Origin of the sequence: Streptomyces barringtoniae, assembly GCF_020819595.1 — a bacterium.
Classification (GTDB): domain Bacteria; phylum Actinomycetota; class Actinomycetes; order Streptomycetales; family Streptomycetaceae; genus Streptomyces; species Streptomyces barringtoniae.
Genome location: NZ_JAJHNP010000007.1, coordinates 83682 through 108501, shown reverse-complemented (window position 1 = coordinate 108501; position 24820 = coordinate 83682). Strand labels below are relative to the sequence as shown.

19 protein-coding genes and 1 pseudogene are annotated in these 24820 nt (G+C 70.7%); 13 read left to right on the top strand and 7 right to left on the bottom strand.

Translation table 11 applies throughout. From position 1 onward, the window contains the following. Window positions 1-9: 9 nt before the first annotated feature. The 6 genes from LMU33_RS14245 to LMU33_RS14220 form a co-directional block, all read right to left on the bottom strand. Entirely contained in the window at window positions 10-1326 is a 1317-nt protein-coding gene (locus LMU33_RS14245) for a M20/M25/M40 family metallo-hydrolase (protein WP_228620672.1), read from the bottom strand. Next, the gene (locus tag LMU33_RS14240; protein WP_228620670.1) at window positions 1319-2152 is read right to left on the bottom strand and encodes a M55 family metallopeptidase; all 834 of its coding nucleotides are present in this window, start codon (window positions 2150-2152) and stop codon (window positions 1319-1321) included. The genes LMU33_RS14245 and LMU33_RS14240 overlap by 8 nt, the downstream gene beginning before the upstream one ends. 177 nt (window positions 2153-2329) lie before the next feature. Then, window positions 2330-3052 (bottom strand): class I SAM-dependent methyltransferase, encoded by a 723-nt coding sequence (locus LMU33_RS14235; protein ID WP_228620668.1) that lies wholly within the window; start codon window positions 3050-3052, stop codon window positions 2330-2332. Window positions 3053-3196: 144 nt separating this feature from the next. After that, a complete protein-coding gene (locus LMU33_RS14230; protein ID WP_228620666.1) occupies window positions 3197-5647 on the bottom strand; it encodes an ATP-binding SpoIIE family protein phosphatase in 2451 nt (816 codons plus the stop codon). A gap of 166 nt (window positions 5648-5813) precedes the next feature. Continuing rightward, entirely contained in the window at window positions 5814-8210 is a 2397-nt protein-coding gene (locus LMU33_RS14225; RefSeq protein WP_228620664.1) for an MFS transporter, read from the bottom strand. Between the two features lie 152 nt (window positions 8211-8362). Further along, window positions 8363-8806 carry an SRPBCC family protein gene (locus LMU33_RS14220; RefSeq protein ID WP_228620662.1) on the bottom strand — a complete coding sequence of 148 codons (444 nt, stop codon included), beginning with the start codon at window positions 8804-8806 and terminating at the stop codon, window positions 8363-8365. A gap of 160 nt (window positions 8807-8966) precedes the next feature. Between LMU33_RS14220 and LMU33_RS14215 the strand changes: the two genes are divergently transcribed. From LMU33_RS14215 to LMU33_RS14200, 4 genes and pseudogenes are all read left to right on the top strand, one after another. Then, the gene (locus LMU33_RS14215; RefSeq protein WP_228620660.1) at window positions 8967-10010 is read left to right on the top strand and encodes an Rv2578c family radical SAM protein; all 1044 of its coding nucleotides are present in this window, start codon (window positions 8967-8969) and stop codon (window positions 10008-10010) included. Between the two features lie 181 nt (window positions 10011-10191). Next, on the top strand, window positions 10192-11745 hold the full coding sequence (locus LMU33_RS14210; RefSeq protein WP_228620658.1) for an alpha/beta hydrolase: 1554 nt from the start codon (window positions 10192-10194) through the stop codon (window positions 11743-11745). Window positions 11746-11814: 69 nt separating this feature from the next. Beyond that, entirely contained in the window at window positions 11815-12213 is a 399-nt protein-coding gene (locus tag LMU33_RS14205; RefSeq protein WP_228620656.1) for a RidA family protein, read from the top strand. 20 nt (window positions 12214-12233) lie between these two features. Next, a pseudogene (locus LMU33_RS14200) lies at window positions 12234-12762 on the top strand (GNAT family N-acetyltransferase). On the opposite strand, the gene LMU33_RS14195 reads toward LMU33_RS14200, so the two are convergent. Next, complete coding sequence (locus LMU33_RS14195; RefSeq protein ID WP_228620654.1) at window positions 12734-13318, bottom strand: adenylosuccinate lyase; 585 nt, start codon at window positions 13316-13318, stop codon at window positions 12734-12736. The pseudogene LMU33_RS14200 and the gene LMU33_RS14195 overlap by 29 nt on opposite strands. Before the next feature lie 390 nt (window positions 13319-13708). Between LMU33_RS14195 and LMU33_RS14190 the strand changes: the two genes are divergently transcribed. The 9 genes from LMU33_RS14190 (at window position 13709) to pssA (ending at window position 24725) form a co-directional block, all read left to right on the top strand. Then, complete coding sequence (locus LMU33_RS14190; protein ID WP_228620652.1) at window positions 13709-15514, top strand: 3-hydroxyacyl-CoA dehydrogenase family protein; 1806 nt, start codon at window positions 13709-13711, stop codon at window positions 15512-15514. 172 nt (window positions 15515-15686) lie between these two features. Then, entirely contained in the window at window positions 15687-16523 is an 837-nt protein-coding gene (locus LMU33_RS14185; RefSeq protein WP_228620650.1) for a TetR family transcriptional regulator, read from the top strand. 455 nt (window positions 16524-16978) lie between these two features. Continuing rightward, entirely contained in the window at window positions 16979-18316 is a 1338-nt protein-coding gene (gene ccrA, locus LMU33_RS14180) for a crotonyl-CoA carboxylase/reductase (RefSeq protein ID WP_228620971.1), read from the top strand. A 9-nt stretch (window positions 18317-18325) separates the two neighbouring features. Next, window positions 18326-20353 (top strand): ethylmalonyl-CoA mutase, encoded by a 2028-nt coding sequence (locus LMU33_RS14175; RefSeq protein ID WP_228620648.1) that lies wholly within the window; start codon window positions 18326-18328, stop codon window positions 20351-20353. After that, window positions 20350-21312 (top strand): HpcH/HpaI aldolase/citrate lyase family protein, encoded by a 963-nt coding sequence (locus LMU33_RS14170; protein WP_228620646.1) that lies wholly within the window; start codon window positions 20350-20352, stop codon window positions 21310-21312. The genes LMU33_RS14175 and LMU33_RS14170 overlap by 4 nt, the downstream gene beginning before the upstream one ends. Window positions 21313-21317: 5 nt before the next feature. Then, window positions 21318-21845, top strand: coding sequence for a MaoC family dehydratase (locus LMU33_RS14165; protein ID WP_228620644.1), 528 nt, complete (start codon window positions 21318-21320; stop codon window positions 21843-21845). Window positions 21846-21849: 4 nt separating this feature from the next. Then, window positions 21850-23055 (top strand): acyl-CoA dehydrogenase family protein, encoded by a 1206-nt coding sequence (locus LMU33_RS14160; RefSeq protein ID WP_228620643.1) that lies wholly within the window; start codon window positions 21850-21852, stop codon window positions 23053-23055. 169 nt (window positions 23056-23224) lie between these two features. Further along, the gene (locus LMU33_RS14155; RefSeq protein WP_228620641.1) at window positions 23225-23881 is read left to right on the top strand and encodes a phosphatidylserine decarboxylase; all 657 of its coding nucleotides are present in this window, start codon (window positions 23225-23227) and stop codon (window positions 23879-23881) included. 22 nt (window positions 23882-23903) lie between these two features. After that, window positions 23904-24725 carry a CDP-diacylglycerol--serine O-phosphatidyltransferase gene (pssA, locus tag LMU33_RS14150; protein ID WP_208903316.1) on the top strand — a complete coding sequence of 274 codons (822 nt, stop codon included), beginning with the start codon at window positions 23904-23906 and terminating at the stop codon, window positions 24723-24725. The last annotated feature ends 95 nt before the right edge of the window (window positions 24726-24820 follow it).

Here is a 24820-nt window from a genome sequence, read left to right as displayed (position 1 = left end):
CCCCCTTCCCTAGGCAGTCCGCAGGAAGCGGTCGAGCACCCGCACGCCGAAGTGCAGTGCCTCGACCGGCACACGCTCGTCCACGCCGTGGAACAGCGCCTGGTAGTCGAGATTCTCGGGCAGCTTCAACGGGGCGAAACCATAGCCGGTGATGCCGAGCCGGGAGAACTGCTTGGCGTCCGTGCCGCCGGACATGCAGTACGGCACCACGTGCCCTTCGGGCGCGAACTCCTTGACGGCGGCCCGCATCCTCGCGAAGGTCGGCGAGTCCACCGGCGCCTCGAGGGCCACCTCCCGGTGGGCGAACTCCCAGCTCACGTCGGGCCCGGTCAGATGGTCGAGGGTGGCGGTGAACTCCTCCTCGGCGCCCGGCAGATAGCGCCCGTCGACGTAGGCGACCGCTTCGCCGGGGATCACGTTCAGCTTGTAACCGGCGTCCAGCATGGTCGGGTTGGCGCTGTTGCGGACGGTCGCCTCGACCAGCTTGGCCGCCGGTCCGAGCTTGTCCAGCAGCTGGTCCACGTCCGTGAAGTCGGGCTCGATGCCGTACACGGCGGCGAGTTCGGTGAGGGCGGCCCGCACGGTCGGGGTGAGGCCGAGGCGCCACTCGTGCTCGCCGATGCGGGTGACGGCGGCGGCGAGCCGGGTCACCGCGTTCTCCTTGTTCACCTTGGAGCCGTGTCCGGCCCGGCCGCGCGCGGTGAGCTTCAGCCAGCCGGTGCCCCGCTCGCCCGCCGCGATGGGGTAGAGCTGCCGGCCGGCGCCGTCGTGGAAGGTGAAGGCGCCGGACTCGCTGATGCCCTCGGTGCAGCCCTCGAACAGCTCGGGATGCCGGTCCGCGAGGAACCCGGAGCCGTCCTCGGCGCTGGCCTCCTCGTCGGCGGTGAAAGCGACGACGACGTCCCGGCGCGGCCGTACGCCCTGCCGGGCCCAGGACCGGACGACCGCGAGGATCATCGCGTCCATGTTCTTCATGTCGACGGCGCCCCGCCCCCACACCACGCCGTCGCGGATCTCCCCGGAGAACGGGGGCACGCTCCAGTCGGCGGCCTCCGCGGGTACCACGTCGAGGTGGCCGTGGACCAGGAGCGCGGCGGCGGAGGGGTCGGTGCCCTCGATCCGGGCTACGACATTGGTGCGGCCCGGCGTCCGCTCCAGCAGCACGGGTTCCAGTCCGGCCCCGGCCAGCCGTTCGGCCGCGTACTCCGCGGCGGGCCGCTCCCGGCAGTCCCCGCCGCCCCGGTTGGTGGTGTCGATGCGGATCAGACCGGAGGTGAACTCCACGACCTCGTCCAGGGCCTGCTGGTCGGCCGGCTGGTCAGCCATACTGCTCCTCCACGGCGGCGGAGACGATCGTGGTGACCGCCTTGAACGTCCGGATCCCCTCGTACATCGTGGCGCTGGTGTACGCCACCTTCCGCTCCCCGATCCGCGCGACCCCGGGCACGACGGTCGCGGCCATCGCCAGGTGCTCGGCGTCGAACTCGACGGCGACGGTGAACGGCCCTGCCTCGACGGGTGCATGACGCACCGCGAGCCGGGCGGCCTCCTTGGCGGCGGCACGGATGTCGGCGGCGGTGCGCGCAGGTGTCCGGCACACCGCTGCATACCGGGACACATGGTCCTTCACCGCGACCTTCAGGGCCTCCGGCGCGTACCCGAGCGCGTCCTCGCAGGCCACGTCGTCCCCGGTGAAGAGGACGACGGGGACGCCGTACTCGGCGACGACGTGCGCGTTGAGCAGGCCCTCGCTGGCGCGGACATCGTTCACCCAGACCCCGGTGATCTGGTTGGCGAGGTAGGTGTGGGCGAGGACGCCCGCCATGCCGGCGCCCGCGTGGTAGCCGACGAACGCGATGCCGTCGACGTCGCCGTGCTGCACGCCCTCCACCATCGACAGCGCCTTGTGCCGCCCGGTGAGCATCTCGACCCGCTCGTCGAGCCGCTCCAGCAGCAGGTTGCGCATGGTCCAGTGGGCCTCGTTGACGAGCACGTGGTCGGCGCCGCCGTCGAAGAAGCCCTCCACGGCGGCGTTCACGTCCGAGGTGAACATCGACCGGCACCGCTCCCACTGCGGCGTCCCCGGCAGCACGTCGGCCGGCCAGGTGACGCCCGTGGCCCCCTCCATGTCGGCACTGATGAGGATCTTCATGCTGCGTCACGTTACGCGCCGCAGAGCGGCCAGGCTACGACCCGGAGCGACCGTCGTCGAGCGCTCTGCCGCCGAGCCGTCCCGAAGTGCCCGGCGCCCGTGGCGGTGCGGTACGGCAGCGGAACGGGGTGCGTGGGACGGCGGGCCCAGGCACCCCGGGAGGCCGCAGAAGAGCCCTTACCGTGCGCCGGCGAGGACGAACCAGTGGGCCGGCAGGTCGATGCGGGTGCCGTCGGTCAGGTACTCGGTCTGCGGCAGGGTCGTCTCGCCCTCGGCGAGGATCTTCAGACCGGCCTCGCCGAGCAGGCGCGGGATCTCCGGGTCGTCGGCGTCGGCCGGCTTGAGGCCGTGGTGGAAGACGCGCTGCAGCTTGGGCCCCGGGCCGCCCTCCTGGGATGCGGCGCGCCTGAGCACGTCCCGGGAGCCGGAGGTGAGTTCGACGACGAAGGCGCGGCCCTCGGTGCCGATGAGCTCGGCGACGGCGGCGGCGACCGCGGGTCGTGCCTCCGGTTCGCTCTGGTGGATGACGGCGCGCATGTAGACGTTGACGTCGCCGAGGCGCTCGTGCAGGGCGTGCACGGCATCGGAGTCGGTCAGGTCGAGCTGCTGGAACTCCACGGCGTCGTCCTGCGTGGCGCGGCGGGCGTGCTCGACGGCGGAGTGCGTGAGGTCGACGCCGACGGCGCGCGCGAACCGGGTGGCCAGGTAGCGGGTCTGGGTGCCGTTGCCGCAGCCGAGGTCGACGATGGTGCGCGCGGGGTCCGCGTGGGGCAGCAGGAGGGCGGTGTGCGGTTCGGCGGACAGGGCGGGATCGCAGTCCCAGATCGCCTCGCCCGCCTCGTCGGAGGTCTCGCTCCAGTAACTCTCCCAGTTGCTGCGGTACTTGTCCGAGACGTTCATGCGTTCTCCCCACGGTTCGGTTCCGTGATCGGGATATCGCGAGGACCTGGAACTGGGCAAGGGGCCGGAGGCCACCTTCACCGGATGTACGGACCCCGGACAGCCTGCCGGGGGGGCGCGCGCCGGCAGGCTGCACGCCCCCCGTCATCCCCTTCCGCTGAGAGCCTGTTCGAACCAGACCGTCTTTCGGTGCCCGCTCGCGCTGGCACCCCACTCGCGGGCCAGCCGGCTGACCACGCGCAGGCCGCGGCCCGACTCGTCGTAGGGCTCGGCGCCCACCATGGCGGGCAGCGCGGGCTCGTCGTCGGTGACCTCGAACAGCAGGGCGTCGGTACGGACCACCCGCAGCCCGACCGGCTCGCTCACGGCGTGCCGTACGGCGTTGGTGACGACCTCGCTGACCAGCAGCTCGGCGGTCTCCACGGCCTGCGGCAGACACCACCGCAACAGCCGTTCGCGGACCATGCGGCGGGCCCGGGCGACCTCGCGCGGGTCGGCGTCGAGCCGCCACTCGGCGACGTGGTCGTCCGGGATGCCGTTGAGGCGGGCCATGAGCAGGGCGACGTCGTCCTTGCGTCCGCCGCGCGTGTTCAGGGCGCGGATGATGGTGTCGCAGGCGTCGTCCATGGAGGCCGCGGGGTGGGCCGCGGACTCGCAGAGCGCGGCGAGGCCCTCGCCGATGTCGGAGCCGCGCACCTCGACCAGGCCGTCGGTGCACAGCACCAGCCGGTCACCGGGCGAGACCCTGACCCGGGTGGCCTCGAAGGGGACGCCGCCGACGCCTATGGGGGCGCCGGTGGGCAGGTCGAGGAGTTCGCTGGAGCCGTCCTCGGCGCGGACCAGCACGGGCGGGATGTGTCCGGCGTTGGCGAGGTGCAGTTCGCCGCGGATCGGGTCGTAGACGGCGTACAGACAGGTGGCGAGGTAGTTGTCGCCGAGCCGGCGGGCCAGGTCGTCGAGGTTGCGCAGGAGCTGGGCGGGCGGGGTCTCCATGGTGGCCATGGTCTGTACGGCGGTGCGCAACTGGCCCATCATCGCGGCCGAGTTGAGGCCGTGCCCCATGACGTCGCCGACCACGAGGGCGGTGCGCGAGCCGGGCAGTTTGATGGTGTCGAACCAGTCACCGCCGATCCGCCCGAGCCGGGTGCCCGGCAGATACCGGGTGGCGACGTCACAGCCGGCCATCCGCGGGTTGACCTGCGGGAGCATGCTGTCCTGCAGGGTGTCGGCCACGTTCTCCTGGTAGGTGTACATGCGGGCGTTGTCGAGCACCAGGCCCGCGCGGGCGGCGAGTTCGGCGCCGGTGGTGCGGTCCATGTCGTCGAAGCCCGGCCGGTCGGGGCGGCGCATCAGCACCATGAAGCCGAGGACGACGTTGCGCGCCTTGAGCGGCACGATCAGCAGGGAGCGGCCGGTGATGAGCGGCCTGAGGTCGCGCTTCTCGAACTCGCCGGAGATGCGCTCGCTCAGCTCCTCGGTGACCCTCGGGATGAGCACCGGTTCGCCGGTGACCATGCACTTGTAGAACGGCGTGTGTTCGGGGAAGGCGAAGGACTCGCCGACCGGCACGGTGTCGTCCCAGCGGCCCGGTTCGTCGTTGTGCTCGACCCACACGCGGAACATCACGGTGTGCGCGTCCGGCGGCCCGTCCGGGAAGCCCTCGCCCGCGAGGACGGCCGCGCGCAGATGGGTACCGGCGAAGTCGGCGAACCGGGGTACGGCGGCGCTGGTGACCTCGCGGATGGTCTCGCCGAGGTCGAGGGAGGAGCCGATGCGGGAGCTCACCTCGTTGAGGAACTCCAGCCGCTCGCGCACGGCGGCGTACTCCAGGTCCTGCTCGGCACCGGTCGGGACGACGACCGACGTCACCCGCTGCTGGGGTACGACGGCCTCGGTGCGGATGCGTCCCGCGCGGCGGGGCACGCCCCAGTACGGGGTGACGGGCACCCGGTCGAACTGGCTGAACTCCAGGACCGGATAGCCCAGTTCCAGCACCTGGGAGACGATGCGGCCGCTCAGTCCCGGGCCCATGTTGGGCAGGATCTCGGGCAGCCGGCGCTCGAGTTCGTCGGAGGCGGGCAGTTCGGTGTGGCGGGCGAAGCCGGGCGAGATGCGTTCGGCGGTCTCGTCGTCGTAGCCGCGCTCGTCGCGCAGCCGGGTGGCGTCGGCGGCGAGCACCAGCAGCCGCGACGGGCCGGGGCCGACCAGCGGATAGGCCCACCACAGCACGTCGAGCCGCTCCCCGTCGGGGTCCGGCTCGTGCGGGAAGAGCCGGGCGCGGCCGGCGGTGGCGTAGGCGGTCTGCCCGCCGAGGGAGGCCTCCAGGTCGGGGCCGAGCCCGTCGTACTCCTCGTAGGCGTCCGGCGTCACCTCGCCGCGCAGGTCCTCGGGAAGGGCGCCGGAGACGGGCAGCAGGTCGGCCGCGGCACGCCCGACGGCTTCCCCCCGGCCGACACCGAACAGACGGCGCGCGCCGCTGCTCCAGTGGGACACCAGACCGGCGCGGTCGACGACGACCACGGCCAGCGGAATCCGGCCCGCCGCGTCGCCGACGCCGCGGCCGGGAGGTGTGTCCCGCTCGCTGCCACGGTCCATGGCCCAGGCCCTCTCTCCCCACGGCTGTACGCAAACGATCTGTGCCGCCCGCCACTACGGTACGGCGACGGCCGGTCGCGATGTGTGGCAATCCTGGAATTGGTTTCACCGGATCGCACCGGCGCGCAGCTCAGCGCCCTGCGGGCGCCGCCGCGCCACGCCCTCGTCAGTCCTCGTGCCCCAACTGCAGGTCCCGTTCGGTACGGCCGCCGCCCGCGACCTGCAGCACGGTGGCGACCGGCGGGTAGCCGGCGGCGATGACGGTGTACTCGCCGGAGGAGAGGTCGACGAACCGGAACGTCCCGTCGGCTCCGGTCGTGAGGGTGTCGACGACGTTGCCGGCGGCGTCGAGCAGCGTCACGCGCGCGTCCTCCACGGGCCGGCCGCCGCTCGCCCGGACCGTGCCCCGCAGCACGGCGCCGCCCGCGAGTTCGACGTCCTGGCGGGTCTCCCGGGAGGCCTGCACGCTGACCGGGAGCGCGGCCGGGCGGAAGGCCGGGGCGCTGGCGGCGAGGGTGTACTCCCCGGCGACCAGTTCGGTGATGACGTAGCCGCCCTCGCGGCCGCTGCGGGTGGTGGCGACGACCTCGCCGTGCACGTTGGTGAGGGTGACGGTGGCCTCGCGCACGGGGGTGCCGTCGGCGGTGAGCACGCTGCCGGCGAGGCGTCCGGCGCCGCCGAGGACGACGTCGAGCTCGACGGGTCGTTCGCCCACGGTGACGGAGACGGCCTGCGGCTGGTGGCCGCCGGCGGCGGCGATCAGCACGTACGAGCCCGAGCCCGGCGTGCTGAGCGCGTACCGTCCGTCCTCGCCGCTCGCGCCGCGACCGATCTGCTGTCCGGCGACGTCGATGAGGGTGAGCGCCGCGCGGGGCACCACGGTGCCGTCGGGGTGCTGGATGGTGCCGCAGACGGGGATTCCGGCGGCGTAGGGCGAACGGGCCTGCGGGATGGGGGTGTTCAGGGTTTCGGGTTCGGTTTCGGCGGTGTGGTGGGACACCAGAGGTTTCTCCTTGAGGAAGAAGGCGATGAGCAGGCCGAGGACGAGCACCGGGACGAGGTAGAGGAAGATCCGGGGCATCGCGTCGGCGTAGGCGCGGATGTAGGCGTCGCGCAGGGCCGGGGGCAGCGCGTGGATGAGCTGCGGGGTGATGGACTCGGGATCGGGCAGCCGGGCCCCGGCGCGCGGCGGCAGTTGCCTGCGCAGGGCGTCGGTGAGCCGGTTCGCGAAGAGGGTGCCGAAGACCGCGGCGCCGACGCTGCCGCCGATCTGGCGGAAGTAGTTGTTGGCGCTGGTGGCGGTGCCGAGGTCGGCGGGCCGTACGGAGTTCTGCACGGCGAGGACGAGGACGGGCATCACCATGCCGATGCCTGCGCCGAGGACGGCCATCCAGATGCTGTAGTGCAGGCGGGGTGTGTCCGCTTCGAGCCGGGACAGCAGCCACATGCCGACCGTGGAGACGGCACCGCCGAGCACGGGGAGGATCTTGTAGCGACCGGTGTGGCTGATGAGCTGCCCGCCGATGACGGAGGCGCCGACGATCCCGGCCATCATGGGCAGCATCAGCAGCCCGGACTCGGTGGCGCTGGCCCCGTCGACCATCTGCAGGAAGGTCGGCAGGTAGCTGGCGGCGCCGAACAGGGCGACGCCGATCACGAGGCCCACCAGACCGCTGACGTTGAAGACTGGGTCGCGGAACAGCCTGAGCGGGATGAGGGGTTCGATGGCGAAGCGCTCGACGACGAGGAAGAGGACGGCGGCGGCGAGCGCGCCGGCGCCGAGGCCGATGATCTGTCGTGAGCCCCAGGCGTACTCGGTGCCGCCCCAGCTGGTCAGCAGGACCAGGCAGGTGGAGGCGGCGGCGAGCAGCAGTGCGCCGAGGACGTCGAAGCGCCCGCGGCCGACGGGTCTGGGCAGCTTCAGCACGACCGTGACGACGGCGAGGGTCACCAGGCCGAAGGGGACGTTGACGTAGAAGCACCAGCGCCACGAGAGGTGGTCGGTGAAATAGCCACCGAGCAGCGGTCCGGCCACGGAGGCGAGGCCGAAGGCGGCACCGATCAGGCCCATGTAGCGGCCGCGCTGCCGGGGCGGCACGATGTCGGCGATGATCGCCTGCACGCCGATCATGAGCCCGCCCGCGCCGACGCCCTGGACCGCGCGGAAGGCGATCAGCTGGTCCATGGACTGGGCCCGGCCGGCGAGCCCGGAGCCGAGGACGAAGACGGCGATGGCGAACTGGAAGACGCCCTTGCGGCCCACGAGGTCGCCGAGCTTGCCGTAGAGCGGCAGGCCGATGGTGGAGGTGAGCAGATAGGCGGTGATCGCCCAGGACATCCGGTCCAGGCCGTGCAGTTCACCGACGATCTTCGGCAGCGCGGTCGCGACGATCATCTGGTCGAGCGCCGCGAGGAGCAGGGCGAGCATCAGCCCGAGGAACACCAACCGCACGCGGCGCGTGCCGAGTTCGGCGGCCGGTGCGGGGGCCTGCGGCACGGCGGCGGTCTCTTCCCCGGCCGGTGTCACCGCCGACTGCTGCTCCACGAGTGTTGTGCCGCCCACGTACCGCTCCCCTCGCCACACCTGTCACAATTCCCGCGTTACGCGTCAACTGTGACCAACTGCGGTGAGTTACGGCATCGTTCCGGACAAGGGTGATATCCACTCGAACCGGTGAAGGGGTACAACACCCCTCCACCGGTGGAGCCTTGGGGCTACTTCTCGACCTCGGCGGCGAGCCGGGCGAGCACGGCGTCGTAGATCCGGCCGAGACCCTTGGGCGCGAAGGTCTTCTCGAAGAAGCCGCCGATGCCGCCGGCGCCCTTCCAGGTGGTGGTGACGACGACCCGGGCCTTCCCCTCGCCGGCCGGGGTGACGCGCCAGGTGGTCACCATGGAGGAGTTGCGGTCCTTCTCGACGAGCTCGCCGTCGGTGGGCTCGCTGACCTCCATCAGGCAGTCGCGCACGCGCTTGCTGGTGGCCTGGAGCTTCCAGTGGACGAGGGTGCCCTGGCCGTCGCCGCCCTCGCGGACCTCGTACTCGCTGAAGTGCTCGGGCAGCAGCTTCTGCCGTGTGCCGCGGTAGTCGGCGAGGGCGTCGAACACCTTCTCCGCGTCCGCCGCGACGACCCGCTCCGTAGTGGCCTCGACCTGCGCCATTGCGTTCCTCCAGGACCGTGTTTCTCGGGGTTGGGAAAAGCCAATCACCCCGGTGCCCGGCCACCAAATCCGGGGTCGCCGTCAAGGCGCCCCACCAGGGCTCGCACGATCATGGGAACAGATGTTCTATTGTGTGCGGCAGTGCTACCGAGGAGGCGTCATGCGCTGGGAGAACCTCACGGGCGAGGGCGAACACGGCCGGGCCGCGGAGGCGGCGCTGTTCGGCGCGGACGCCGTCGTCACCCGCACGTTCGACACGCCCGAGTTCCGCGGGATCACCTTCCACGAGGTCCGGGCGCGCTCGGTGCTCAACCGGGTGCCGGGCGCCTCCCGCATGCCGTTCGAGTGGACCGTGAACCCCTACCGGGGCTGCACGCACGCGTGCGTGTACTGCTTCGCCAGGAAGACGCACAGCTATCTGGACCTCGACACCGGTATCGGCTTCGACTCCCAGATCGTCGTCAAGGTGAACGCGCCCGAGGTGCTGCGCCGCCAGCTCGCCTCCCGCCGCTGGCAGGGCGATCACGTGGCGATGGGGACGAACGTCGACTGCTACCAGCGCGCCGAGGGCCGCTACCGCCTGATGCCGGGCATCATCTCCGCCCTGACCGAGCACGCCAACCCGTTCTCCATCCTCACCAAGGGCACCCTGATCCTGCGCGACCTGGAGCTGCTGGTGCGGGCGGCCGAGGTGACGGACATCGGCATCTCGGTCTCCGTGGGCTTCCTCGACACCGAGCTGTGGCGCACGGTGGAGCCGGGCACACCGGCGCCGGAGCGCCGCCTGGACGTCGTGCGCGCCCTGGGCGAGCACGGCATCGGCTGCGGGGTGCTGATGGCGCCGGTCATCCCGTTCCTGAGCGACCATCCGGACCGGCTGCGGGCGACGGTGCGGGCGATCGCGGCGGCCGGGGCCACCTCCGTCACCCCCTTGGTGCTGCATCTGCGGCCCGGCGCGCGGGAGTGGTTCATGGCCTGGCTCGGGCAGCACCATCCGCACCTGGTGCGGCGCTACGAACGGCTGTACGCGGAGGGCGCCTACGCGCCCAAGTGGTACCAGCGCCGGATCACCCGTCAGGTGCACGAGCTGGCAGAGGAGTTCGGCATCGGCCCCACCCACCCGGGCCTGGCCCGCCGGATCCGCCCGGTGCAGCCCGCCGAGCCCCCGGCCCCGGCCGAACCGACCCAGCTCACCCTCCTGTGAGGGCGTTGCCCACCCCGGCGTGAGGCGTTGTTCTCCCTCAACTCGGGGCGTTCGAGGGCTTCGGGCGACCCAAACGGGTCAACCATGCCTATAACGCGTTCTTCAGAGCGCCGATTCCGGGACGATGCGGCGGAAGATGTGGCCCTCGCGGTCCGCCGACACCTCCGTCCCGGGAGGACGCATGAGAACACGCGCAGCCGTGCTGTGCGCAGCCGCCGCCGTGCTGGCGGGCTCGCTCACCCCCGCCCCCGCCCAAGCCGCCCCGTCGGCACACCTCAGCTGGAAGAAGTGCCCGACCGGCGACTATCCGACGCTCCAGTGCGCCTCCCTGAGGGTGCCGTTGGACCACGCGCACCCGTCGGGCCGGCAGATCACGCTCGCCCTCTCCCGCGTCCCGCACACCGCGAAGACCTCCCAGGGACCGCTGCTGGTCAACCCCGGCGGGCCGGGCGGCAGCGGACTGACGCTCGCCGGTTTCGTCGCCTCGGCACTGCCCCGGAGCGTGGCCGCGCAGTACGACGTCATCGGCTTCGACCCGCGCGGGGTGGGCCGGAGCAGCCCGGCCCTGGTCTGCGCGCCGGGCCACTTCAAGACGGTGCGCCCGGACACCGTGCCCGCCACGGCGGCGCTGGAGCGGGCCAACCTCGCGCGCGCCAAGTCCTTCGCCGCCGCCTGCGGCCGCAAGTACGCCGACGTGCTGCCGTACATCGACACCGTCAGCGCCGTGCGCGACATGGACTCCGTCCGCCGGGCGCTCGGCGCGCCCCGGATCAGCTACTTCGGCTACTCCTACGGCACCTACCTCGGCGCGGTCTACGCGAAGCTGTACCCGCAGCGGGTCCGGCGCCTGGTGCTGGACTCGGTCGTCGACCCGGCCGGCGTCTGGTACGAGGACAACCTCGGCCAGGAGTACGCCTTCAACGACCGTCATCGCGCGCTGATGGCCTGGATCGCCCGGTACGACGCCACATACCACCTCGGCAGGAACCCCGAGGAGGTCGAGGCCGAGTGGTACGCGATGCGGGCGGCCCTGGCGAAGAAGCCGGCCGACGGCAAGGTGGGCGCCTCGGAGTTGGAGGACACCTTCATCCCCGGCGGCTACTACGACGGCTACTGGCCCTACCTCGCCGAGGCGTTCGCGGCGTACGTGCGCGACAAGAACACCGGGCCGCTGGAGGAGGCGTACGAGAACTTCGGTGCCGTGGACGGCTCGGGGGACAACGGCTACAGCGTGTACACGGCGGTGCAGTGCCGTGACGCCAACTGGCCCGGCAGCTGGAACCGGTGGCGCGCGGACACCTGGCGGGTGTACGGCAAGGCGCCCTTCATGGCCTGGAACAACACCTGGTACAACGCGCCGTGCGCGTTCTGGCCGGCCGCGAGGCGCAAGCCGGTGAACATCGCCAACGCCGCGCTGCCGCCGGTGCTGCTCTTCCAGGCGACGAACGACGCGGCCACGCCGTACGCCGGAGGTGTCACGGCGCACCGGCTGCTCGCCCGGTCCAGCCTGGTGGTCGAGGAGGGCGGCGGCAACCACGGCATCACGCTGAGCGGCAACGCCTGTCTGGACGGGTACCTGACCGCGTATCTGACGGACGGCACGGTGCCGCGCGGCTCGGGTGTCGCCGACGCGGTCTGCGCGAAGTCGCCCGACCCGAAACCACTGGCGGCGAAGGCGGCGTCGACGTCGTCACGGGGTTCGGCGCTGCACGGGTTGCTCGGTTTCCGCCGATAGGAACGGTCCGCCGGCAGGACGACTCCGCGACCCGTCCGGGTTGTCAGTGGCGTGCTCCATCATGGAGCCATGACTGAGCCGACCCGCATCCTGGCCCCCGACGGCGTGGCCCCCGCGACCCAGTACAGCCACGTCGTCTCGGCGAGCGGCCGCTTCGTCGCCGTCTCCGGCCAGCTCGCCCTGGACGAGCACGGCAGGCTGGTCGGCGCGGGCGACCCCGCGGCCCAGGCCCGCCAGGTCTTCGAGAACCTGGGGCGCTGCCTGGCGGCGGCCGGCGCCGGGTTCGAACACGTGGTGAAGCTGACCTACTTCGTCACCGACACCGCCCACCTCCCGGCCATCCGTGCGGCCCGCGCCGCCCACATACCCGACGACCGCCTGCCGGCGTCCTCCGCGGTGCAGGTGGCCGCGCTCGTGGCACCGGAGTTCCTGATGGAGATCGAGGCGCTGGCGGTGGTGGGCGAGTGACCTCTCCCGCTGTCCGGGAGATGGCCCTCGCCGACTGCGACCGCGTCTCCGAGATCCGCATCCGCGGCTGGCAGCACGCCTATCGGGGGCTGCTGCCGCAGTCGTACCTGGACGGGCTCGGCGTCGAGGCGGACGCCGAGCGGCGGCGGGCCCGGTTCGCCCAGGGGGACGGCTCCGTGGTGAACCTGGTCGCCGAGCAGGAGGGGAAGGTTCTCGGCTGGGCGGCGTACGGGCCGTACCGGGACGCTGAAGTGCGCACCCGGGACGCCGAGTTGTACGCGCTCTACGCCGACCCCGCGCACCTCGGCGCGGGTGTCGGACGCGGCCTGCTGACCGAGGCGGTCGAGCGGTGCTCGCCGTACCCGCGCATGTATCTGTGGGTGCTGCGGGACAACGCCCCGGCCCGCCGCTTCTGAGCGTGCCGGTTTCCGCCCGGACGGCGCCGAGGAGCCGTTCGAGGCGGGCGGCGTGTTGGTGCCCGAGGTGCGGTACGTCCGGGACCTGCCCGGCCGGCCGGGTATCACCTCGCCTCCTTCTGCTGCGGGATGAGGGCCAGCGCCCGCACCGCCGCCTGAGCGAGTGCCGGATGGGCCAGGGCCTCCTTCAGGACGCGGCGGGCGCGGGGGTCGCCCAGGGTGCCCAGGCCCTCCACACAGGCGAGGGCGACGCGAGTGTAGGGGTCGTGCGGGCGCAGCCGCCGTTCCAGGGTGGTGACCAGGGCGGGCACGGACTCCGGGGCGCGCAGGTCGGTCAGCAGCCGCACCGGGTGCAGGGCGTAGGCGACGCGGAGTTCGTTGGTGGCGAGGGCCGCCGCGGCACGGGCCGTGCGGGGGTCGCCCAGGCGGGCGAGGGCATGGGCGGCGGAGGCGCAGCGCGGGGGGTCGCGGTGGTTGAGGAGGAGCACCAGGGACTCGAAGGCACGCCGGTCGCCGGCGAGACCGAGCCGGAACGCGGCCAGTTCCCTGGCCCACAGCGGCTGCCCGGGCGCGGTGAGCACCTCCGCGAGTTCGTCGTGGTCCTCGGTCGCCAGCAACCGGTCGAACGCCGCCGAGCCGTGCGACTCCTGCCGTAAGCGCTCCGTGAGCGATCGCAACTCTTCGTCCACGAAGCCCAGCGTAGGCGGGTGACGAGGCCCGGGGGAGCTACATCACAAAGTCCGGGCGGACTCAGGTCTGGCGCGCTCGTTACTCGCGGGTTAAGCTCAGACGAGCGAGTTACCCACTCGCACTTCCGCTCGCGACGGTTTGGTGACGCAGCCGTTGTGAGCGTGGTCGGTTCGGTACGACGTACCGCAGTACGACCCGGCTCCGGGACAGGGCCGGTCGGATTCCTGCCGATGGCCTTCGGTGGGCGTGTGCAGCGCCCGTGGCACCGGCAGCACCGGGCGTGTGCGCTCGCAGCCCGGCAACACCCGCATCCCTTTCCGCTCCGCGGTGCGCCCCTCGGCGCACCCCGGTGCGTTCCTCGTCGTCACCCTCATTCCTGGAGTCCCGCGATGGCCACTCCCCTTTCCGACTCAGCCCTGTCCCCGCTCAAGACGATCGCCGTCGTCGGCCTCGGCACCATGGGCACCGGCATCACCGAGGTCCTCGCCAAGGCGGGCCGCGAGGTGATCGGCATCGACATCAGCGAGGCCCAGGCCGCGAGGTACGTCGCCGCCCTGGAGGCCCGCACCGCCCACTGCGTGGAGCGCGGCCGGCTCACCGAGCAGGAGCGCAGCGACGCCCTGGCCCGGGTCCGCACCTCCACCGACCTTTCGGCGGCCGCCGACGCCGACCTCGTCATCGAGGTGGCCCCGGAGTCGTACGAGATCAAGCACCAGATCTTCCGCGAGCTGGACGGCATCGTCCGCCCGGAGACGATCCTCGCGACCGGCACCAACGCCCTGTCCGTCACCCGCCTCGCCGCCGACTCGGCCCGCCCCGAGCGCGTGCTCGGCCTGCACTTCTTCAACCCGGCCCCGGCCATGAAGCTGGTCGAGATCGTCTCCTCGGTGCTGACCGCGCCGGGCGCCGTCGCCGCCGTCACCGACCTCGCGATCGAGCTGGGCAAGGAGCCGGTCGCGGTCGGCGACCGCCCCGGCTTCGTCGCCGACGGCCTGCTGTTCGGCTACCTCAACCAGGCCGCCGCGATGTACGAGGCCCGGTACGCCTCCCGCGAGGACATCGACGCGGCGATGCGGCTCGGCTGCGGCCTGCCGATGGGCCCGCTCGCGCTGCTGGACCTGATCGGCATCGACACCGCGCGTACGGTCCTGGAGGCCATGTACGCCGAGTCCCGCGACCGGCTGCACGCCCCCGCCCCGATCCTGAAGCAGCTCAGCGAGGCGGGCCTGACCGGCCGCAAGTCCGGGCGCGGCTTCTACACCTACGAGGCACCGGGCAGCGCCACGGTCGTGCCGGACGCGCTCACCCCGGCGGCGGACGCCGCGGCGGGCCAGGGGCGCGAGGTGCGCTCGGTCGGCGTCGCCGGCTCCGGCACCATGGCCTCCGGCATCGCCGAGGTGTTCGCCAAGGCGGGCTACGACGTCGTGCTGGCCGCCCGCAGCGCGGAGAAGGCCCAGGGCGCCAAGGCCCGGATCGGCAAGTCGCTTTCGCGCTCTGTCGACAAGGGGCGGCTGACCGCCGAGGCCGCCGCGCAGATCCTGGACCGGATCACCCCGGCCGGGTCCTACGACGCCTTCGCCGAGGTCGACCTGGCCGTCGAGGCGATCGCCGAGGACCTGGAGATCAAGCGGCAGCTGTTCGCCACGCTGGACAAGGTCTGCAAGCCGGGCGCGATCCTCGCCACCACCACCTCCTCGCTGCCCGTCGTGGCCTGCGCCCGCGCCACCTCGCGCCCGCAGGACGTCATCGGCATGCACTTCTTCAACCCGGCGCCGGCGATGAAGCTGGTCGAGGTCGTGCGGACCGTGCTGACCGGCGACGACGTCCACGCGACCGTCCGCGAGGTCTGCGCGAGGATCAAGAAGCACGCGGTGGACTGCGGCGACCGGGCCGGTTTCATCGTGAACGCGCTGCTGTTCCCGTACCTCAACAACGCGATCAAGATGCTCGAGGAGCACTACGCGTCCCTGGACGACATCGACGCGGCGATGAAGCTCGGCGGCGGCTACCCGATGGGGCCCTTCGAGCTGCTGGACGTGGTCGGCCTGGACGTCTCGCTGGCCATCGAGAAGGTCCTGCACCGCGAGTTCCGCGACCCCGGTCTCGCCCCGGCCCCGCTGCTGGAGCACCTGGTGGCCGCGGGCTGCCTCGGCCGCAAGACCGGCCGCGGCTTCCGCGAGTATGCCCGCCGCTGACGGCGGCGGCGACTGGTCCCACGCGGAGACGGACTGGGGCGGACTGCTCGGCCCCGCGGACGTTCCCCCGCCCTCCTGGGGCGGGGGGACCTCCCGGGCCGGGGGAAGCTCCCGCGGCGGCGAAGGCTCCCGGGTCGGGGAAAACCCCTCACCCGCGCACCGAACTGGGCACATGCAGTACGTTCGGGTCATGTCCCAGCCCGCCAAGTCCTCACGTACACCAGCTACGCCCGACGCGCCGGAAAGTGCCGCAGGCAGTCGCGCCGCCGCCCAGCGGCTCAAGATGCGCCGAGAACTGGCGGCAGCAGCGATGGAGCTGTTCGCGACCAAGGGGTACGAGGCGACCACCGTCGACGAGATCGCGGCCGCCGCCGGAGTCGCCCGCCGCACCTTCTTCCGCCACTTCCGCTCCAAGGAAGAGGCGATCTTCCCGGACCACGACGACACCCTGATCCGCGCCGAGGCGGTGCTCAACGCAGCCCCCGCGCACGAGCACCCGCTCGACACGGTGTGCCGCGGCATCAAGGAAGTCATGAGGATGTACGCGGGCGCCCCGGAGATCTCGGTCGCCCGCTACAAGCTCACCCGCGAGGTGCCGACCCTCAGGGAGGCCGAGATCGCCTCGGTGGCCCGTTACGAGCGCCTGTTCACGCGCTATCTCCTGGGCCACTTCGACGAGCACGCGCACGCCGACGACGCCAACGACGACCCGTTGCTGGCCGAGGTGGCCGCCTCCGCGGTCGTCACCGCACACAACCACGTCCTCAGGCGCTGGCTGCGGGCGGGCGGCCAGGGCGACGTCGAGGCGCAGCTCGACCACGCCTTCGCGATCGTCCGGAAGACGTTCGGCACCGGCATCGGCGCCGGTCGCGGCCCGGCCCCCCAGCCGGCCTCCACCGCCCCGGCGACGGCCTCGGCGCACGGCGAGGTGCTCGTCACGGTCGCCCGTACCGACGCTCCGCTGGACGAAGTCATGCGGACCATCGAGGAAGCACTGAAGGAGCGCTGAGCGAGGCTCGGAAGGAGCCCGAGCCTCGCTTCCCCGCTGTGACGACGGCCACCCGACCGGGTGGCCGTTTTGCCATGTCAGGACCCGATTTCGAGGAGATTTCAGAGCCCGTTCGATCGATCATCGCTCATTTGTTACGTAAAGATTTCACCTGAGCCAAACTTCTGGCACTCAGTGCCTTGCCGCCTGACACGCGGTGTCATACGTTGAAGGTGTCCGGGCGGCCGGCGAGCAGAGACCATTCGCTCGCCGGCTGTCCCCAAGGGCCATGGCCCTCGCGCCCGGACGCCTGCGTCACAGGCAACCTCCCGCGCCACAAAGCGCTGCCGAAGCACCACCGAGCCGAACCGACGGCACATTCCCGAAACCCTCAGCAGCACTCCCAAGCAGCAGCACCGACGAACCCTCAGCGCCCCTCCCTCAGGGCGCTCACCGCCGGAGGCAATACCGTGACCGTGAAGGACATCCTGGACGCGATCCAGTCGAAGGACGCCACGTCCGCCGACTTCGCCGCCCTGCAGCTCCCCGAGTCGTACCGTGCGATCACCGTGCACAAGGACGAGACGGAGATGTTCGCGGGCCTGGAGACCCGCGACAAGGACCCGCGCAAGTCGATCCACCTCGACGACGTCCCCGTGCCGGAACTCGGCCCGGGCGAGGCCCTGGTGGCCGTCATGGCCTCCTCGGTCAACTACAACTCGGTGTGGACCTCGATCTTCGAACCGCTGCCGACGTTCGGCTTCCTGGAGCGCTACGGCAAGCTCAGCGAGCTGACCAGGCGGCACGACCTGCCGTACCACATCATCGGCTCCGACCTCGCGGGCGTCGTCCTGCGCACCGGCCCCGGCGTCAACGCCTGGAAGCCCGGTGACGAGGTCGTCGCGCACTGCCTGTCGGTCGAGCTGGAGTCCTCCGACGGCCACAACGACACGATGCTCGACCCGGAGCAGCGCATCTGGGGCTTCGAGACCAACTTCGGCGGACTCGCCGAGATCGCGCTGGTCAAGTCCAACCAGCTGATGCCGAAGCCGGACCACCTCAGCTGGGAGGAGGCCGCGGCCCCGGGCCTGGTGAACTCCACCGCCTACCGCCAGCTGGTCTCCCGCAACGGCGCCGGCATGAAGCAGGGCGACAACGTCCTGATCTGGGGAGCGAGCGGCGGCCTCGGCTCGTACGCCACCCAGTTCGCCCTGGCCGGCGGCGCCAATCCGATCTGTGTCGTCTCCAGCGACCAGAAGGCGGACATCTGCCGGTCCATGGGCGCCGAGGCGATCATCGACCGCAACGCCGAGGGCTACAAGTTCTGGAAGGACGAGCACACCCAGGACCCGAAGGAGTGGAAGCGCTTCGGCAAGCGCATCCGCGAGCTCACCGGCGGGGAGGACATCGACATCGTCTTCGAGCACCCCGGACGCGAGACCTTCGGCGCGAGCGTCTACGTCACCCGCAAGGGCGGCACGATCACCACCTGCGCCTCGACCTCGGGCTACATGCACGAGTACGACAACCGCTACCTGTGGATGTCGCTGAAGCGGATCATCGGCTCCCACTTCGCCAACTACCGCGAGGCCTGGGAGGCCAACCGGCTCATCGCGAAGGGCAAGATCCACCCGACCCTGTCGAAGGTCTACTCCCTCGAGGACACCGGCCAGGCGGCGTACGACGTCCACCGCAATCTCCACCAGGGCAAGGTCGGCGTGCTCTGCCTCGCCCCCGAGGAGGGCCTCGGTGTGCGCGACGAGGAGATGCGCGCCAAGCACATCGACGCCATCAACCGCTTCCGGAACGTCTGAGAGCCATAGATGACAGAGCGTCAGAAGGACCGTCCGTGGCTCATGCGGACGTACGCCGGCCACTCCACGGCCGAGGCGTCCAACGAGCTGTACCGGCGCAACCTCGCCAAGGGCCAGACCGGTCTGTCGGTGGCGTTCGACCTGCCGACGCAGACCGGCTACGACCCCGACCACATCCTCGCCCGCGGCGAGGTCGGCCGGGTGGGCGTGCCCGTCGCACACCTCGGTGACATGCGCAGGCTGTTCCAGGACATCCCCCTGGAGCAGATGAACACCTCGATGACGATCAACGCCACCGCCATGTGGCTGCTGGCGCTCTACCAGGTCGTCGCCGAGGAGCAGGGCGCGGACATCACCAAGCTCCAGGGCACGACCCAGAACGACATCGTCAAGGAGTACCTGTCCCGCGGGACGCACGTCTTCCCGCCGGGGCCGAGCCTCCGTCTGACGACGGACATGATCGCGTACACGGTCTCCCACATCCCGAAGTGGAACCCGATCAACATCTGCAGCTACCACCTGCAGGAGGCCGGGGCCACGCCGGTGCAGGAGATCGCGTACGCGATGTCCACCGCGATCGCCGTGCTCGACGCCGTCCGCGACTCCGGCCAGGTGCCGCAGGAGCGCATGGGTGACGTGGTCGCCCGCATCTCCTTCTTCGTGAACGCGGGCGTCCGCTTCATCGAGGAGATGTGCAAGATGCGGGCGTTCGGCCGCATCTGGGACAAGGTCACCCGCGAGCGGTACGGCATCGAGGACCCCAAGCAGCGCCGGTTCCGCTACGGCGTCCAGGTCAACTCGCTGGGCCTGACGGAGGCTCAGCCGGAGAACAACGTCCAGCGGATCGTGCTGGAGATGCTGGCGGTGACGCTGTCGAAGGACGCACGCGCGCGTGCCGTGCAGCTGCCCGCCTGGAACGAGGCCCTCGGTCTGCCCCGGCCGTGGGACCAGCAGTGGTCGCTGCGCATCCAGCAGGTGCTGGCGTACGAGAGCGACCTGCTGGAGTACGAGGACATCTTCGAGGGCTCGAAGGTGATCGAGGCCAAGGTGGACCAGCTGGTCGCGGACGCCCTCGCGGAGATCGACCGGATCCAGGAGATGGGCGGCGCGATGGCCGCCGTGGAGTCCGGCTACCTGAAGTCCCAGCTGGTCTCCTCGCACGCCGAGCGCCGCGCCCGGATCGAGTCCGGCGAGGAGAAGATCATCGGTGTCAACGCCTTCGAGGGCACCGAGCCGAACCCGCTCACCGCCGACCTGGACACCGCGATCATGACGGTCGACCCGGCGGTCGAGGCCCGCGTCATCGCCGGGCTGCAGAACTGGCGCGACAGTCGCTACCAGCCGCCCTTCAACCATCCGCGTCCCTGCAAGGCGCTGGAGCGGCTGAAGGAGGCCGCCAAGGGCACCGACAACCTGATGGAGGCCACGCTGGAGTGCGCCCGCGCCGGGGTCACGACCGGCGAGTGGGCGGGCGCGCTGCGCGAGGTGTTCGGCGAGTTCCGGGCGCCCACCGGGGTCTCCTCCGCGCCGGTGGCCGTCGCCGCCGAGCCGGGCTCCGCGCTCGCCGGGGTCCGCGCCAAGGTGGACGCCACCGCCCGCGAACTGGGCGTCGGCAAGCTGCGCTTCCTGGTCGGCAAGCCGGGCCTGGACGGGCACTCCAACGGCGCCGAGCAGATCGCCGTACGCGCGCGTGACGCCGGCTTCGAGGTGGTCTACCAGGGCATCCGGCTGACGCCCGAACAGATCGTGGACGCCGCCCTCGCGGAGGACGTGCACGCGGTGGGCCTGTCGATCCTGTCCGGCTCGCACGCCCAGCTGGTGCCGGACGTGCTCCAACGGCTGCGTGTGGCCGGTGCCACAGATATACCCGTGATCGCAGGTGGCATCATCCCCAACGGTGACGCCGAGCAGCTGCGGGCCGCCGGAGTGGCTGCCGTCTTCACCCCGAAGGACTTCGACATCACCGGAATCATCGGCCGAATCGTCGACGAGATCCGGAAAGCGAACAAGCTCGACCCTCTGGAGGTCCCCGCATGACGACTGTCAACCGCCTTCGCCCGCGGCGCTCCTGCCTGGCCGTGCCGGGCTCGAACCCGCGCTTCCTGGAGAAGGCGCAGGGCCTCCCGGCGGACCAGGTCTTCCTGGACCTGGAGGACGCCTGCGCGCCGCTCGCCAAGCCCGAGGCGCGGCACACCATCGTCAAGTTCCTCAACGAGGGCGACTGGACGGGCAAGACGCGCGTCGTGCGCGTCAACGACTGGACGACCGAGTGGACGTACCGCGATGTCGTCACGGTCGTCGAGGGCGCGGGCCCGAACCTGGACTGCATCATGCTGCCGAAGGTGCAGAACGCCCAGCAGGTCGTCGCGCTCGACCTCCTGCTGACCCAGATCGAGAAGACGATGGGCTTCGAGGTCGGCCGGATCGGTATCGAGGCGCAGATCGAGAACGCGCAGGGCCTGAACAACGTCAACGAGATCGCGCAGGCCTCGCCGCGCGTCGAGACCATCATCTTCGGCCCGGCCGACTTCATGGCCTCCATCAACATGAAGTCCCTCGTCGTGGGCGAGCAGCCGCCCGGCTACCCGGCGGACGCCTACCACTACATCCTGATGAAGATCCTGATGGCCGCCCGCGCCAACAACCTCCAGGCGATCGACGGCCCCTACCTGCAGATCCGCAACGTCGACGGCTACCGCGCGGTCGCCCAGCGCGCCGCCGCCCTCGGCTTCGACGGCAAGTGGGTGCTGCACCCGGGCCAGGTCGAGGCGTCCAACGAGATCTTCTCGCCCTCCCAGGAGGACTACGACCACGCCGAGCTGATCCTGGACGCGTACGACTACTACACCTCCGAGGCGGGCGGCAAGAAGGGCTCCGCGATGCTCGGCGACGAGATGATCGACGAGGCCAGCCGCAAGATGGCGCTGGTCATCTCGGGCAAGGGCCGGGCCGCCGGCATGCAGCGCACGTCGAAGTTCGAGATCCCGGAGGCCTGAGCGCGATGCAGTTCGGACGCACCTACGAGGAGTTCGAGGTCGGGGCGACGTACAAGCACTGGCCGGGCAAGACGGTCACAGAGTACGACGACCACCTGTTCTGTCTCCTCACCATGAACCACCACCCGCTCCACATGGACACCAACTATGCGGAGAAGACGACGGACTTCGGCAAGAACGTCGTCGTCGGGAACTACATCTACTCCCTGCTGCTCGGCATGTCCGTCCCGGACATCTCCGGCAAGGCGATCGCCAACCTGGAGATCGAGTCGCTGAAGCACGTGGCGCCGACCTTCCACGGCGACACGATCTACGGCGAGACGACCGTGCTCGACAAGTGGCCGTCCAAGTCGAAGAACGACCGCGGGATCGTCTACGTCGAGACCAGGGGCTACAAGCAGGACGGCACGCTGGTCTGCGTGTTCCGCCGCAAGGTGATGGTGCCGACCGAGACGTACATCAAGGAGCGCGGCGGCGAGCAGCCCGGCCGCCCGGAGCTGACCGCACCTGCGGAAAAGAACACGGAGAAGTAGAGCCATGGCCCGTCTCGCCCAGACCGCCGGTCTGACCGACGTCCAGCAGGAGATCCTCTCCACCGTCCGGGACTTTGTCGACAAGGAGATCATTCCTGTCGCGACCGAGCTGGAGCACCGCGACGAGTACCCGCAGCAGATCGTGGACGGCCTGAAGGAACTCGGCCTGTTCGGTCTGATGATCCCCGAGGAGTACGGGGGTCTGGGCGAGTCGCTGCTCACCTACGCGCTGTGCGTGGAGGAGATCGCCCGCGGCTGGATGTCCGTGTCCGGCATCATCAACACCCACTTCATCGTCGCGTACATGCTCAAGCAGCACGGCACACAGGAGCAGAAGGACCACTTCCTGCCGAGGATGGCGGCCGGTGACATCCGGGGCGCCTTCTCGATGTCGGAGCCGGGCCTGGGCTCCGATGTGTCGGCGATCACGTCGAAGGCGGTCAAGGACGGCGACGAGTACGTCCTGAACGGCCAGAAGATGTGGCTGACGAACGGCGGCACATCCTCCCTCGTGGCCGTCCTGGTCCGGAGTGACGAAGGACACGCCGAGGGCACGGCGCCGCACAAGTCGATGACCACCTTCCTGATCGAGAAGGAGCCGGGCTTCGGCGAGGTCCGACCGGGCCTGACCATCCCCGGCAAGATCGAGAAGATGGGCTACAAGGGCGTCGACACCACCGAGCTGATCATGGACGGCCTGCGGGTACCGGCCGATCGGGTGCTCGGCGGCGTCACCGGCCGAGGTTTTTACCAAATGATGGACGGCGTCGAGGTCGGCCGGGTCAACGTGGCGGCGCGCGGCTGTGGCGTCGCCCAGCGCGCCTTCGAGCTCGGCGTCCAGTACGCCCAGCAGCGGCACACCTTCGGCAAGCCGATCGCCCAGCACCAGGCCATCCAGTTCAAGCTGGCGGAGATGGCGACCAAGGTCGAGGCCGCGCATGCGATGATGGTCAACGCCGCACGCAAAAAGGACTCGGGAGAGCGAAACGATCTCGAGGCGGGCATGGCGAAGTACCTGGCCTCCGAGTACTGCAAGGAGGTCGTGGAGGACGCCTTCCGCATCCACGGCGGGTACGGCTTCTCCAAGGAGTACGAGATCGAGCGCCTCTACCGGGAGGCCCCGATGCTGCTCATCGGTGAAGGCACCGCCGAGATCCAGAAAATGATCATCGGCCGCAGGCTGCTCGAAGAGTATCGGTTCCAGGGCTGATTGTCCGGATACGGGGTGTTTTCTTCGAGAAGAAGATCACACCCCGTAGACGTACTTCGGCCGTCGACTCGGCAGCCTGGCTTGCCCAGTTGCAGCCCGCGACCGGTACGATCCCCGGAAAGCCGCCGTCCCCCGTCTTGCGCGGCATCATCCGCTACGAAGGTCATCCATGCCCCACAGCCAAACCTCTGCACCTCGCGACAGCCGAGCCGGCGTACGCCTCGCGCGCGGAGCATCGCCGTGGCTTCTCCCGACCGTCGCCACCGCAGCCCTCAGCCTCGCCCGGGCCCGCCGCTCCGGCGCGGCCAAGGCCGTGGCCGTGCCCGCCACCGCGCTCGCCGCGGGCATGCTGTGGTTCTTCCGCGACCCCGAGCGCGAGATCGGCTCCGGCCGGGTGATCTCGCCCGCCGACGGTGTGGTGCAGAGCATCATGCCCTGGAAGGACGGGCGCACCCGCGTCGCGATCTTCATGAGCCCGCTGAACGTCCACGTCAACCGCGCGCCCCTCGCGGGCACGGTGACGTCCGTCGAGCACATCCCCGGCGGCTTCGTTCCGGCTTTCAACAAGGAGAGCGAGAACAACGAGCGCGTAGTCTGGCATTTCGACACCGAACTCGGCGACATCGAGATGATCCAGATCGCCGGCGCGGTGGCCCGCCGCATCGTGCCCTACATCCCCGCGGGCACGAAGGTCGAGCAGGGCGACCGTATCGGTCTGATCCGCTTCGGCTCGCGTGTCGACCTCTACCTGCCCGAGGGCGTGGAGGTCGCGGTCGAGGTCGGACAGAAGACCGTGGCTGGGGTGACTCGCATTGACCGTGATTGATCCGGAGACCCAGGCCGGCTGGGTGCCCGAGGCCGACGAGGTGGACGAAGAGGAGGAGATGCCCCTCTCTCTCCGTCTGTCGATAGCGGACACCCTCACCCTGGGCAACGCCACCTGCGGGTTCATGGCGGTGTACTTCACCACCACCGGAATCCTGATCCCGCACCTGACAGGCAACGACGAGTCAGCGGGCATGGCGCGGCACAGCGCCGCCACGGCCGTCATCCTGATGCTCTGTGCGGCCGTCTTCGACCTGTTCGACGGACTGGTGGCCCGCAAGCTCCGCTCCTCCCCCATGGGCGCGGAGCTGGACAACCTCTCGGACCTGATCAGCTTCGGGCTCGCGCCCGCGTACTTCGTCCTCGTCTACGGCATGGTCGCGGACGACGCACACCAGAGAATGGCGGCGCTCGGGGCAATCGTGGTGCTCCTGGCCGTCGTCCTGCGCCTGGCCCGCTTCTCGTGCGTGACCATGAAGGACGGCATGTTCCAGGGCATGCCCAGCCCGTTCGGGGCGCTGACGGTGGTCTCCATCGTCCTGCTGGAGCTGCCCTTCGTGGCGACGCTGCTGGCGATCCTGGGCACGGCGTGGCTGATGGTGAGCCGGGTGGAGTACCCGAAGCCCAGGGGGCGCCTGGCCGGGGCCATGCTGGGCTGGATCGTGCTGTCGATGGGCCTGCTGGCGGCCTGGGCCTTCGACGCGCCCAGCGGGCAGCTGCTGCTGCAGACGGGCTGTGCGCTGCAGCTGGTCATGGGCGCGGTGATTCCGTTGTTCGCCACGGCTCGGCGGGTGAACAACTTCCGCGACAACCGCCGGGAGGCGCGGGCGGCGCAGCTGCCCTGACGCTCATCCCGGCACTGACGGGTGTGGCCCGGGCCCTTGCGGCCCGGGCCACACCCGTTTTGCGTCCAAGGTCTGCCCCGCATCCTCGTTGACCC